14 protein-coding genes are annotated in these 12,500 nt (G+C 64.2%); 4 read left to right on the top strand and 10 right to left on the bottom strand.

The annotated features are described in order from the left end of the window. The 7 genes from hypD to AArcSl_RS02970 form a co-directional block, all read right to left on the bottom strand. Complete coding sequence (gene hypD, locus AArcSl_RS03000) at window positions 1-1,104, bottom strand: hydrogenase formation protein HypD (protein ID WP_119821678.1); 1,104 nt, start codon at window positions 1,102-1,104, stop codon at window positions 1-3. After that, a complete protein-coding gene (locus AArcSl_RS02995; protein ID WP_119814831.1) occupies window positions 1,097-1,507 on the bottom strand; it encodes a HypC/HybG/HupF family hydrogenase formation chaperone in 411 nt (136 codons plus the stop codon). Before AArcSl_RS02995 ends, hypD begins: the two co-directional genes overlap by 8 nt. Further along, window positions 1,507-1,713 carry a hypothetical protein gene (locus tag AArcSl_RS02990; RefSeq protein WP_119814828.1) on the bottom strand — a complete coding sequence of 69 codons (207 nt, stop codon included), beginning with the start codon at window positions 1,711-1,713 and terminating at the stop codon, window positions 1,507-1,509. The genes AArcSl_RS02995 and AArcSl_RS02990 overlap by 1 nt, the downstream gene beginning before the upstream one ends. A gap of 121 nt (window positions 1,714-1,834) precedes the next feature. Continuing rightward, window positions 1,835-2,386 (bottom strand): hydrogenase maturation protease, encoded by a 552-nt coding sequence (locus tag AArcSl_RS02985; protein WP_119814825.1) that lies wholly within the window; start codon window positions 2,384-2,386, stop codon window positions 1,835-1,837. Window positions 2,387-2,388: 2 nt separating this feature from the next. Next, a complete protein-coding gene (locus AArcSl_RS02980; RefSeq protein WP_119814822.1) occupies window positions 2,389-3,342 on the bottom strand; it encodes a cytochrome b/b6 domain-containing protein in 954 nt (317 codons plus the stop codon). Beyond that, window positions 3,335-4,873 (bottom strand): nickel-dependent hydrogenase large subunit, encoded by a 1,539-nt coding sequence (locus AArcSl_RS02975; RefSeq protein ID WP_119814819.1) that lies wholly within the window; start codon window positions 4,871-4,873, stop codon window positions 3,335-3,337. The genes AArcSl_RS02980 and AArcSl_RS02975 overlap by 8 nt, the downstream gene beginning before the upstream one ends. 39 nt (window positions 4,874-4,912) lie before the next feature. Beyond that, window positions 4,913-6,136, bottom strand: a complete 1,224-nt coding sequence (locus tag AArcSl_RS02970; protein ID WP_119814816.1) for a hydrogenase small subunit — start codon at window positions 6,134-6,136, stop codon at window positions 4,913-4,915. A 190-nt stretch (window positions 6,137-6,326) separates the two neighbouring features. Here AArcSl_RS02970 and AArcSl_RS02965 point away from each other — a divergent pair, with 190 nt between their 5' ends. Then, the gene (locus AArcSl_RS02965) at window positions 6,327-8,201 is read left to right on the top strand and encodes a TIGR04190 family B12-binding domain/radical SAM domain protein (protein WP_217563491.1); all 1,875 of its coding nucleotides are present in this window, start codon (window positions 6,327-6,329) and stop codon (window positions 8,199-8,201) included. Between the two features lie 45 nt (window positions 8,202-8,246). Here AArcSl_RS02965 and AArcSl_RS02960 read toward each other — a convergent pair whose 3' ends face one another. The 3 genes from AArcSl_RS02960 to AArcSl_RS02950 all read right to left on the bottom strand — a co-directional run bounded on the left by AArcSl_RS02960 (window position 8,247) and on the right by AArcSl_RS02950 (window position 10,445). Beyond that, window positions 8,247-8,966 carry an ArsA family ATPase gene (locus AArcSl_RS02960; RefSeq protein WP_119821676.1) on the bottom strand — a complete coding sequence of 240 codons (720 nt, stop codon included), beginning with the start codon at window positions 8,964-8,966 and terminating at the stop codon, window positions 8,247-8,249. A 107-nt stretch (window positions 8,967-9,073) separates the two neighbouring features. Continuing rightward, on the bottom strand, window positions 9,074-9,544 hold the full coding sequence (locus tag AArcSl_RS02955) for a helix-hairpin-helix domain-containing protein (protein WP_119814810.1): 471 nt from the start codon (window positions 9,542-9,544) through the stop codon (window positions 9,074-9,076). A gap of 85 nt (window positions 9,545-9,629) precedes the next feature. After that, window positions 9,630-10,445 (bottom strand): shikimate dehydrogenase, encoded by an 816-nt coding sequence (locus AArcSl_RS02950; RefSeq protein WP_119814807.1) that lies wholly within the window; start codon window positions 10,443-10,445, stop codon window positions 9,630-9,632. Between the two features lie 126 nt (window positions 10,446-10,571). Here AArcSl_RS02950 and AArcSl_RS02945 point away from each other — a divergent pair, with 126 nt between their 5' ends. The 3 genes from AArcSl_RS02945 (at window position 10,572) to AArcSl_RS02935 (ending at window position 12,474) form a co-directional block, all read left to right on the top strand. Continuing rightward, on the top strand, window positions 10,572-11,111 hold the full coding sequence (locus AArcSl_RS02945) for a DUF5815 family protein (RefSeq protein ID WP_119814804.1): 540 nt from the start codon (window positions 10,572-10,574) through the stop codon (window positions 11,109-11,111). 132 nt (window positions 11,112-11,243) lie between these two features. After that, window positions 11,244-11,453 (top strand): hypothetical protein, encoded by a 210-nt coding sequence (locus tag AArcSl_RS02940; protein ID WP_119814802.1) that lies wholly within the window; start codon window positions 11,244-11,246, stop codon window positions 11,451-11,453. A gap of 118 nt (window positions 11,454-11,571) precedes the next feature. Beyond that, window positions 11,572-12,474, top strand: a complete 903-nt coding sequence (locus AArcSl_RS02935) for a DUF1648 domain-containing protein (protein WP_119814799.1) — start codon at window positions 11,572-11,574, stop codon at window positions 12,472-12,474. Window positions 12,475-12,500: the final 26 nt, after the last annotated feature.

Here is a 12,500-nt window from a genome sequence, read left to right as displayed (position 1 = left end):
TCACAGGTCCGGATGTCCCCCGTACTCGTGCCAGATCTTGCAGGTTCCCTCGCTGCTCACCATGCAGGCGCCCACCGGATTGCCGGGCGTACACTCCTCGCCGAACAGGTCACACTCGTCGGGGTCGGCCTTCCCGGCCATGATGTCCCCGCAGACGCACTGCTCGGTCAGCGGGTCCGGTCCGCCCGTCTCCGGTTCGACGTCGAACCGCTCGCGGGCGTCGTAGTCGGCGTACTCCTCGCGCAGCGCGAGGTTGGCGCCGGGGATCTCGGCGATTCCGCGCCACTCGCCGGACGTCTTCTCGAAGACCGACCACATCGTCTCGAGTGCGGCCCGGTTCCCCTCCCGGGTCACACACCGGGGATAGGCGTTCTCCAGCCCGGCGACGTCCTCGCTTATGTACTCCAGCAACCGCTCGATCCCGAGCATGACGTCGATCGGCTCGAAGCCGCCGACGACGACCGGGATCTCGTACTCCTCGACGAACGGTTCGAACAGACCGTAGCCGGTGATGGTGGCGGCGTGGCCCGCCGCCAGGAAGCCGTCGATGTCGGTGTCGGGCATCTCCGCGACGACCTCCATCGCCGGCGGGACGTACTTGTGGGCCGAAAGCACCCAGAAGTTCTCGGGCGGATCGTCGACCAGGATCGCCGCGGTCGGCGCGGCGGTCGTCTCGAAGCCCGTCGCGAAGAACACGACCTCCTCGTCTGGGTTCTCCTCGGCGAGTTCGACCGCCTCGCTGGCCGAGTAGACAATTTCGACATCCGCGCCGTCAGCGCGGGCGTCCGCGAGGCTCTGTTTCGTCCCCGGAACCCGAAACATGTCGCCGTAGGTGGCGACGATCGCCCCCTGGTTTGCGACCGCGACGGCTTCGTCGACCTCGGGCATGTTCGTCACGCAGACCGGACAGCCCGGCCCCATCCGGAGCGAGAGCCCGTCGGGGAGCATGCTCCGGAGCCCGAACTTCGCGATCGCCTGCTCGTGGGAGCCGCACACGTGCATCAGGTTCACCGGCCCGTCGACCTCGACCATCAACGCTTCGAGCCGATCGGCCAACTGCTCGGCCTGCTCGGGGTTGCGAAACTGGAGCGTCTCCTCACTCATCCGCGTCACGCTCCGGCTTCTCCGTCGGTTCTTCCCGAACAGTTCGCGAGCCGGCCTCGGGACGCTGGGCGATCCCGTCGATCGTCGTCGTCTTCGTCCCCTCCGGCGAGTCGACCGCTGTGGGGCGATCGCCGAACTCGAGTGTGGCGTCTGTCGCCCCAATCTCCTCGAGCGCCTCGTCCTCGTCGCCGGCGAGCAGCGACTCGTACAGTTCGATCGTCTCTTCGACATCGTCGTCGGGGATCTTCCGGATCGCGAACCCGGCGTGGTTGAGCACGTAGTCGCCGACCTCGATCTCGTCGCCGACGATGTCGAGTCTGACCTCCTTTTCGACGTTCCAGAACTCCGCTCGTGCCGTGAGACCGTCGATCTCGAGGATCTCGCCCGGAATACCCAGACACATCACTCCTCACCCCCCTCGTCTCTGCGGACGCTCGGGGCCGTGTCGATCTCGTCGTCGGCCTCGACTTGCATGTTCCACGGATCGTTACCCAGCAGCCTGTCGGGTCGAACGGTTCCTTTCACGGTGTGATCGTCGCGTTCGTGCTCCTCGATCTCTTCGGTGTCGATGTACGTTTCACAGTCCGTACAGTACCACTGTGAGCTCATAGTTGGGGCAACCTCCGTGTCGTGTTCGATCGGTTCGTTCGCAGTTTCTCATTAGGTTTGTAGTGCATAATGTTTGATCCCGATTGGGGAGTCGACCTCGGGTTCCGTGCTGAATCTCGAGTCAGTTCTGCCGGCTTGCAGACGACGCTTGCCGTTCCGGGAGCTCCTCGAGCACGAGTTCCACGAGTTCCGGCACCGCACGCTCGATCCGGTCGCTCAGCTCCAGAGAGGCCTCGATCCGCTCGGGTTCGACGCCGAACACCAGAAGCTCTTCGGGGATGTCGTACGCCTCCCGTCCCGCACGGAGCGCCTCCGCAAACGAGAAGTCGTGCATCGTCATCTCCGGGATCTCGTCGGCGAAGGCCCCGTCGACGTATCTGTACCGGTGGACCGTCCCGGGCTCGCTTCCGGTTTCGATCGCGTCGACGACGATCGCCTTCCGGCAGCCGCTCATCGCCTCCAGCGCGAAGAACGCGGTCGTTCCGGCGTGGGTAAGTCCGACGCCGCCCGTTCGTTCGTCCGGCAATGCCTCCAGCTCCTCGATCACGCGCTTCCCGACGCCGTCGTCGCCCATGATCGGGTTCCCGACACCGATCACGGCGATCCCGGCGCCGTCGGTGTCGTCGCGTCGTTGGGCCGCCGCCGACCGCGCGTCGAGGGACGATCCGGTCATCGTCAGTTCGAGTCCGTCTCTTCGTCGTCCTCGGAGTCGAGCTGTTCCTGGACGTCAGTGCTGGTACCGAGACGTTTCGATACCGGATCGAACCGCTTTGCGAGCTCGTCTTTGGCTCTCGCACGTCCCTGTGGCTCGGGTCGCGTCTCCTCGTCCACGGACCAGCCTTTCAGCTTGCCGTAGATCATCGACTTCGTCATGTCGAAGTTGCTCGGCATCATCGGGAAGTAGGCGTGGATCGCCACCGCCGCGACCACGAAGAACGTGGCCACGAGGTGGATCCGGAGCATGTTCTCGTAGGCGATCCAGCCCTCCATGAAGCCGAGCGCGGAGACCCACCAGACCGGGTCTGTCGCGATCGCCTCCCACAGCGCGAATCCGGTGAGGGTGAGCACCGCGACGAAGAACCAGGTGACGTACCAGAACACCGTTTGCATTGGGTGGTACCCCGCCCACTCCTCCTCGTCCTCGTCGTAGGTTCGGCGAGCTTTCTTGTACCCGGGGATGTAGCTCGCCAGTCCGACGAACGAAAGTGCGATGATGATCTCCTCTTTGATTTGATCGACGCTCACCAGCAGGGAGTCCCCGTCGGCGACGACGTGGTAGTACGGGAACACCACAAATGCCACGACAGCGAGCAGGACCCCTGCCCAGATGTGGATCAGGAAGGCGATGTAGTAGCCGTCCCAGATCCCGACGTTCATCGGGCCGTACCAACCGGTCCAGAAGGCGACGCCGGTAACGATCGCCAGCAGCATGAAAAGCGTCATCGCCCAGTGGGAGACGATCGCTCCCCAGCCGTGGCGATGGAGCGTTTCCCGGTCCTTTTTGTCGAGGTACTGGTATCCCTCGTATTTGTTCGCGACCTCGATCCACAGGCGGCTAAGGACGCTCCCGGACTCCCCGCTTGTGGCTTCCTGCTGGATGTCGCTCGCGTCGGCGCTCTTCTCAGACATCACATCCCCCCTCCGACATGCCGGGCCGGACTGGCTCTACTTCTGCCTCGAACTCGCCGTCGGGGCCCTGAACGTGGACCGCACACGCCAGGCAGGGGTCCATCGACCGGATCGTGCGCATCACGTTCAGCGGGTTGTCGACGTTGTCGACCTCGTCGCCGACCAGTGCTTCCTCGAGAATGCTCGGCTGCCCCTCGCCGTCGCGCGGACCGAGGTTCCACAGCGTCGGCGTGATGATCTGGTACTGCTCGATCTGGCCGTTCTCGACGTCCATGTAATGCGAGAGTGCGCCGCGGGACGGTTCGAACAGCCCGACTCCCCGACCGGTGAAGTCGTCGGTCCAGTCGTCGGCCATGAACGGCTCGGCGGGGTCGATCGCGTCGAGCCACTCGACCACCTGGTCGCGGACCAGAAGCGCTTCCTGGGCGCGGGCGATCAGCCGGTTGAGCGTGTTGCTCTCGGCGGCGCCCCCGCCCAGCGCCTCCCGGAGATCGAACGGGTCCGCTTCCTTGATCACGAGTCGGGCGATCGGGCCGACCTCCATCGACTCGCCGTCGAACCGCGGTGCCTTCCCCCAGGAGTAGGCCTCCTCCTTGTCGAGGTCGGGCTCCGGCGGCTTCGCCGTCCGTGGATCTCCGCCCGAATCGTCGGTGTACCAGGAGTACTCGGTGTCCTCGGTGATCCCCTCGACAATCTCGTCTTTGCTCATCAGTTCGACGGAGCCGTCGCGGTAGACCCCCCGTGGCAGGAAGAGATCGCCCGTGTCGGGATCTTCGAAGATGCCGTTGCTGTAGTACCGGTTCGGCCCCTCGCCGATGTCGGCGGCACCCGCCTCGGCGGCAGCCACGAGGATCGACACGATGTCGTGCAGCCCCTCGCCGAGTTCGGGATCGAACTCCCCGTTCTGGACGTTCTCGATTACCTCGGGCACTGCCTCGGTGGGACCGAGCCAGTTGCTGACCTCCATCACGCGGGACTTCACCGACGCGATCGTCGAGGCGTCGGGCTGTACCGCCAGGCCACCGGGAACGTAGCCGACCGGATGGGGCGCACGGCCGCCGAACTCCGCGAGCGCTTTCATGAGCTTTCGCTGGTTTTCGATGGCACCCATGTAGCCGTCGCCCTCGAGCGGGTCGAGCCGGTCGAATCCGGTTCCCGCGACTGCGTCGCTGTAGTCGGGCCCCACGAGGGCGAACAGGTGGACCGCGTGGTTCCAGAGGTAGAAGATCCCTTCGGCGGCGTCCCGAAGCAACACCGCGTTACGTGGCGGACCGTCGAAGACGCCGGCGTTCATTGCGGCGTCCTCGGCGGCTTTCGAGGAGCACAGCCGGTGACACAGGAAGCAGACGCCACACACCATCCCGGTGATCTGAGCGGCGTCCGTCGGCGGACGGCCGAGCGTGATTATCTCGGCTCCCCGGAACATCTTCATCTCGCTTTTCGCCTCCTGAACGACCCCGTCTTCGACCTGCAGGGTGGTTCCGTGGTGGCCTTCGATTCGCGTCGTCGGATCGATCGTGATTTCTGGCATGTGTATCGTGTGTTCGCGTGTCGGTCTCAGTTTGATCCGTCAGTCGGCGTTCGACTCCGGCTTCTCGGGCTGGTCCTGATTTCCGGGCTGGTCCTGATCTCCAGGTGGTCCCTGATCTCCAGGTGGTCCCTGATCTCCGGGTGGCTCCTGGTTTTCGGGGGGTTCTTCCCCGTCCTCGAACGTCCCGTAGCCCATCGCCTTCCGGGCGACGTGGGCGCCGATGCCGGCGGCGGCTGCAACGACGCCTGCCGCGCCTGCCTGGGTCGTGCTGAGCGGTCCGAGGATCGCGCTCTCTTCGATCTCCTCGCGGAACGGCGAGAACCGATCCCAGAACCCCGGCTCCATGCAGCCAATACAGGGTGCGCCCACGTTCAGACAGACGCTGGTCCCGTCGTTCCACAGCCGGCTCATGTCGTCACAACGGGTGTACGGTCCGGCGCAACCGACCTTGAGCAGACAGCCGTCGTCGCCGGGCTTTTCGGCCCACTCGCCGCGATCGAAGTAGCCACGCAGTGGACAGTTGTCGTGGACCAGCGGCTCGTAGAACGGCTTCGGGCGATTGTACCGATCGAGCTCGGGGATGTGGCCGTTCAGTACTGTCGCAAGCGTCAACAGTACGTAATCGGGGTTCGGCGGGCACCCGCCGAGGTTGACGACCGGGAGATCGAGGCCGGAGGTGAAGTCCGGGCCGAGTACGCCGCCGGCGCTGCGCTTCTCGAACTGGAGACCTTTCGCACCCGTGATGTTGTCCCCCAGGCCATAGAGCCCTTTCTTGTTCTGTGCTGCGGGCCATCCGCCGAAGGAAGCGCAGTTTCCGACCCCAACGACGATATCGGCTTCGGGGGCCAGTTCCATCACCCAGTCGACGACCGCCTTGGCCGACCCGTCGGGGTTCCGACCGACCGTCGCCGCCTCGGGCATGTCGACGGGGACGGATCCCTCGACGATGAGGATGTCCGGCTCGTCGCTCATCGCGTCCATCGCCTCGTTGCCGGCCTCCGGCATAATCGTCGGATGGAACGTCACATCGAGCCGGAACTGCTGTAGCGCCTCCTCCAGCGTCGGATACTGGGCCTGAAGCGTCGAGATCGTACACCCAGTACACGCCTGCCCCTGAAGCCAGACGACGTCCATGTTCCCCTCTACCGCCCGCTCGAACGCGGAGGCGATCTCCGTCGAGTGGTTGGTGATGACGGACCCCGCGGCTGCCGCTCCTGCCAGCCGAAGGAAGTTCCGTCGAGAGGTGTCGGGAATAGCTTGCATACAGATAACAGTACATAACTGTTTTTCATGAAACAACACGTGTGTTCTCACGCACTGAGAATACCGTTCATATATTGATATTGTTTAAGCAAAGCCGCTCCCGTATTGCGATTTTCATCTTCGCCTTAGGTGAGAATAGCCGTTCCTATTATGGTCTCTCGATGCTTATATCTCGGCGTGAGGGATCTACGTGACTCAGGATAGTACCGATGTCGAAGTAGGCGGCTCGAAGTTGCGGAAACTACGCGAACGGGGAATGGATGCAGCCACGCGTGCGGTACCGTTCAAGTCGACCCCCGATCTCACCTTCTTTCACCCCCCCAGCGTCTACGATTTCCGGGAACGGACAGAGGTGTTCGGGCCGATCAGTGACGTCATCCCCTCCTCTCCGGTGTTCGAGATGTATCCGGTCGGCCTGACGAGCATCGCGGATTACCTGGAACAAAACGGCTACGACGTACAGATCGTCAACCTCGCAAACCAGATGCTGTCGGACCCCGACTACGACGCCGAAGCGGAGATCAGGCGTTCCCGGGCGCGGTACTTCGGTATCGACCTCCACTGGCTGCCCCACTGTCACGGTGCGATCGAAATCGCACGCCTCGTCAAGAAACACCACCCGGACGCGCCGGTGATCTTCGGCGGACTGAGCTCCTCGTACTTCCACGAGGAGTTGATCGAGTACGACTGCGTCGACTACGTCGTCAGGGGAGATTCCACCGAAGAGCCGGTGCTGCAGCTGATCGATCGGCTCGAACGCGGGGGAGATCTCCAGGAGGTCGACAACCTCGTCTGGAAAGACGACGGCGAGGTCGTGACGAACCCGATGGAGTTCATCCCGTCACAGCTGGATTACGTTTCGCTTCCGTCCTACGAGTACGTGCTCCGGTCGGTCGTCAAGTACGGCAGCCTCAAGAAGACGCTCCCGTACCGCAACTGGCTCGACGACCCGATGACGCTTCTGTTGCCGAACCGGGGGTGTGCGCGGGACTGTACGTTCTGTGGGGGGTCGAAGAGTTCCTACGAACGCACGACAGGACGGACGTCGCCGGCGTTCCGGTCGCCCGAGCAGCTGATCCGGGACGTGCGCGACATCACCGCCTTCTCGAAGGGGCCGATCTTCGTCATCAACGACATCCGGATGGGCGGCCCCGATTACGCCCGATCTTTCCTGCATCTGCTCGAGGGTGCCGACGTCGACAATCAGTTCATCTTCGAGCTGTTCGGCCCCGCAGACGAGGAGCTGTTCGAACTGATGGATCGGGCGACAGCCGACTACAGCCTCCAGTTGAGCATCGAATCACACAGCGAGGAAGTCCGGAAGAACGTCGGGAAGTTCGCCAGCACGAACGAGGCGTTCGAGCGCACCCTCGAATACGCGCTCGATCACGGCTGTAACAAGATCGACGTGTTCTTCATGATCGGACTGCCCCACCAGACCTACGAGGACGCGGTCGGAGACGTCGAGTACGCCCGCCACCTGCTGGAGACGATCGACGACGGCCGGATCGCGCCCTTTACTGCACCGCTCGCCCCGTTCCTCGATCCGGGTAGCCCGGGGTTCGAGAACCCCGAAGAACACGGCTATCGCCGGCTGTGTGAATCCCTCGAGGACCACCGGGAACAGCTACTCCAGCCGAGTTGGAAGTACATGCTCAGCTACGAGACAGAGTGGATGAACCGCGACGAGATCGTCGACGCCACCTACGAGGCGGCGTTCGGGATGAACGAGGTGAAATACGAGTTCGACGTGATCGACGAGCCGACCTACGAGGAGGTCAAGACCCGCCTCGAAAAGTCCCAGGAGGTGCTCGAGGCGGTCGACGAGGTCGTCGATCTCCCCGAGGCCGAGCGACAGGAACGGCTCGCCCAGCTCCACGAGGAACTCGGCGACTTCGGCGAATACAGCATCTGCGGCAACGAGGAGCTCACCTGGAACAACGACGGCTTCCGGAACCTGTTTACCCTCGGGAAGGTCGGACTCCGCGTGCTGTTACGGTCGGCCAAGCGATCGCGAAAGTCCGACGTGGTCGCGAAGACGTCGTCGAATACTGCCCGGCGCTGACAGCGATTTCCTCTCTCCGGTTGCGGAGGTTTCTCTCTGCCCGTTTCATCTCTCGTTTTCGAACAGGGTGTCCGCGACCGTTTCGATCGCCTCCAGCCTCTTGACCTCCCTGGGTAGTTGCGGCACTGTCGCCAGCCCGTATTCGTCGGCGTATCGGTCCTCGAGAACCACCAGGTACTCTGCGTGCATGTCGGCGCGCTCGCGGTGGTGGCTACAGTCCGCTTCGGTGACGTCCGAAAGCACCATGTTTGCGACGACTCGCCGGACGTCGAGATCGTGGTCCTCGAGATCGGCGATGATCCGGTCGGTCTCGTTGACGCCGAGCCCTTCCGGGATCGTCACGACGACGAACGCCGTTCCGTTTCCCTGGACCATCTCCAGACAGTCGGCGGCAAGTTCGCGCCACTCCTCGAACAGTTCGCCGGGGCGCTTTTTCACTTCGCCCCGGGCCAGCGACCGGAGATCGGCGTAGATGTTCGGCGCGGTTCCGAGGCGATCGTAAAATTCCTCTTGCAGATCCAGGAGCGATATCGTGCTTCCGGCCGGTGCCGTGTCCCAGACGATCCGGTCGTAGGTGTCGCCCTCGAACCGATCGAGGATGTCCGAAAGCGACGGCGACCGGTCGGTCGACAGCAACAGGGTCCGCTGCCCGGTTCCGGCAAACTGCACCGCGGCCGCCGCCGAACACGTCGTCTTTCCGACCCCTCCTTTCCCCGTCACTGCAACCATGCGAGGACCGTCTTCGAGATCCTTCAGCGAGGCCATGTCCGAGAGTTCTCTCGAGCGGCATACGGACGCTTCGACGGTTCCCGCCACGCGCCGACGGTGACCCGTCTTCGAACGAAAACTACTTTCGAGGGATCCGGGAACTGCTACTGTCGCTCGTTCGCGCGTTCGATCCACGTACTGGCTCGCCCTTCGCCGATCTTCGCTTCCTCGGCGACCGCTTCCGGATCGGCGGCAGCGAGCTGTGTAACCGTGGTGATGCCGATCCCTTCGAGGCGTTCCGCGTACGCCGGACCGATCCCCTTTATATTCTGGACGGGCTCGCCGTCCTCGTCGGGCTCCGTGGCCGGTTCCTCTCCGCTCTCGTCCTCGCCGTCGTCATCTTTGTCGTCGTCCGCGTCCGGTTGTTCCTCTTCTGATTCCTCGCCGACGGCTTCCTCGTCGTCTTCGGGTGCCTCGTCGGTCTCGATGTCTTCGGGTGCCTCGTCTTCTCCCGCTTCGCCCACCACTTCGGGTTCGGGGTCGCGCTCTACGGTCACTTCGGTGTCGCCACGCTCGGACCTCTCGTCGCCTCCGCCGATGCCCAGAAGCTCTTTTAGTTTCTGCAGTAGCGCCATTACGCGATGGGTACGGCAGGGGAGTATTTAAACGTCCGCCGGATCCTCCCGCGGTGTCGCTCCTCGAGTTCGGCCGACCGGGACGTCACAGGTGGGACCGCAGCGCCTCGTTCATCCGGGAGACTGGTGCCCGCTTGTCGGTCCAGATCTCGAAGGCCTCGACGCCCTGATAAAGCAACATCCACGCGCCGTCGATCGTCGTGGCTCCGGCAGCCGCTGCGTCCCGGAGCAGTCGGGTCTCGAGCGGTCTGTACACTGCGTCCAGAACAGCAAGCCCCGAGTGCAGGAGCGCCCCGTCGACGGGGGTTTCGTCGGACTCCATCCCGACGCTCGTGGCGTTGACGAGCACGTCGGCCTCCGGAACGGTTTCCGGGAGAGTGTCGAGTCCGCCGGCCGTGATCACCCGATCGGTCGTCATCCCGGCGGCGTCAGCCAGCGACGCCGCCCGTTCCGGTGTCCGGTTCGCGACGTGTACTGCTGCACCGGCGTCCGCGAGCGCGAACGCCGCCGCTCGGCCGGCGCCTCCGGCGCCAACGACGACCGCCTCGGCGCCGCAAAGCCCGACGTCGTGATGGGCGAACGCCCGCCTGACGCCGTCGGTGTCGGTGTTGTATCCCCTCGGCCCCGCTTCGGTGAAATCGATCGTGTTGACCGCGCCGACGCGGGCGGCGAGATCGTCGGCCTCCACCGCCGCAAGCGCGTCCTCCTTGAAGGGGATCGTGACGTTGATCCCTTCGATCCCCAGCGCCGCGGCGCCCTCGATCGCCGCCTCGATCCGATCGACGTCGGGTTCGAACGTGACGTACCTGGCGTCGAGCCCACACGCGTCGTATGCGGCCTCGTGCATCGGGGGCGACAGCGAATGGCCGACCGGGTTTCCGACCAGCCCGTACACCTGCATGACCGGGGGGTCGTCGCCCAGCTATATGAGTTGTCGGGACTTCGGTGATCGTTCGAGCGTCGGTTTCCGCGATCGAGTCGAGGACGGGGAACGCTCCGCTTTTACGGTGACGGTCCAAGACCCTGTATGAGTCAGCCACGCGTTCCGGGGGAGTCGGACGACCGCCTCGAACTCTCCTGTGGCGAAGCGATCGCTGTCACCGACCTCGATCTGGGGATGCGGGAGTTCGCCTGTGACTGCGGGTCCACACACGCCGTCGTGATGGACGTCCATCCCGCGACACGGTTCCTTCCGGAGTTTCTGGTCGAAGTGCTCCGGGAAGTGACGGAGACGACGAGCGAGGAGATGACCGAGTTCGACACGCCCCATCTCATGGGGATGGTGATCGAGGAGTTCCCGGGGTCAGTCGTCTCACACGACGCGACGGACGAGCCCGACGTCGGCTGTGGCCTCCTTTGGGTCTCCGAGTTCGACTCCCGCCGGCTCCACGAGATCCTCGTCGAACTGATCGTCGAACTGATGGAACACGCGGTCAGTCACGGCGACGAGCAGGCGCTCTCGGAGTTCGAACGGCAGATGCTGGAGTTCGACGTCGCGGAGTTCGTCCAGGAGTACCGCGGCGACCGCGACTTCGAGGCGGAGACGCCGTACGACGACCGGGAGTGAGCCGGCGGTCGCGAGCCGACGGGCAGTGAGACGTCGTCGCCGGATCCCGTATCCCCTCGAAATCGGTGTCTGACAAGTGTCTGACCCCTGTCTCACTGAATTATATGTCGATACGGACCGTGTGTAAGACATATGCACACCCGACAGCGAGAGTTCGAACGGATACGGGGTGTGCTGGTCGACGCCGAAGAGCCGCTGACGGCGCGGGAGATCCTCGCGCTGCTCGACGACGACGATATCGATAGCACACACCGTGTCGCAACCGTCCTCGGTCGCTGGGCTCGCCGCGGCGAGGTCGAGGTAATCACCGACAACCCGTATCGCTATCGCCTCGACACCTGAGGTCTGTGAACTTCGCTGCCGGTCCCGCCACCCACCGGTGTAGCTTCTGCCCGACTGGGTGTTCCACGCTCGCCCCGACGGGGGAACAATCATGCCAATCGAGTTTGTAGGGGTCCGTATGGACACCTCCGAAGAGGACGGTCGTCTCGTCCGGCTCTACCGCGAGTACGTCGGTGATCCGGAGGAGGCGGTCGACATATACGCGGGGTTTGCACTGTTTTTCGGCGGGATCGCGATCGGGTTCGCGGGCGTCGTCCTCTTTCTCGTGAGCGATTCGATCATTGCCGACGAGATGGGGCTGTACGCCGTCAGACAGGTAGCGGCCGTCGCGGGCGCGGTGGGATTACCGGCGCTGCTTTCCGGTGTGGTCGTCCTGCTGCCGGTCGACAGGCGGGCGCTGTATCTCACAGGCGCCGGCAGCGTCGTCTGTCTGGCGGCGATCGGGTTGTTCGTCTGGGCGTACCCGTACCACTGGAACGTCTCGGGAACCCCCGACTACAGCGCCACCGGTGCGGGGATCTACAGCCTCGGACTCGCGGGCGTCGTCGCCGCCACCGGCGCCGCACTCGTCGCCCACAGCGTCCAGCGGGCTACCCCGGAGGTCACGCCGGACAGTGCAACTGGGGCGGGTTCTCCGGGGGACGCCGCCGAGGACGGCGAGACGGTCACCGACGAGCAGGTGCGTGCAGACATCGAGCGCGAACTCGGCGACGCGGAGATTTCCTGGGGCGGTATCGAACGTTCGGAGACCCGGCGTCTCGAGTTGAACACGGACGCCGACGAGATAGACGGACGCGGGTTCGAGGTCGACTCGGCCAAGACGGCCCGGTCGAGCGGCGACGCCGTCGACGACGCTGTTTCGGGGCTCAGGCAACTCCAGGGCGGGGAGAAACAGACGGCGAGCGGCTCCGGAACCGACGATCAGGCGTCCGCGCTTCGGGAACTCAAAAAACAGCGTCAAAACCGCGAGGCGGAACCCGAACCGGACGGCTTGCTCGATCGAATCAAAGACCGGTTTTGAGTCCGTTTCAGGGTCTTCCTAACATG

The organism is Halalkaliarchaeum desulfuricum (assembly GCF_002952775.1).
GTDB classification, from domain to species: Archaea; Halobacteriota; Halobacteria; order Halobacteriales; family Haloferacaceae; genus Halalkaliarchaeum; species Halalkaliarchaeum desulfuricum.
Note: the sequence above shows the minus strand (reverse complement) of the source record. Positions and strands in the feature narration are given on the sequence as shown.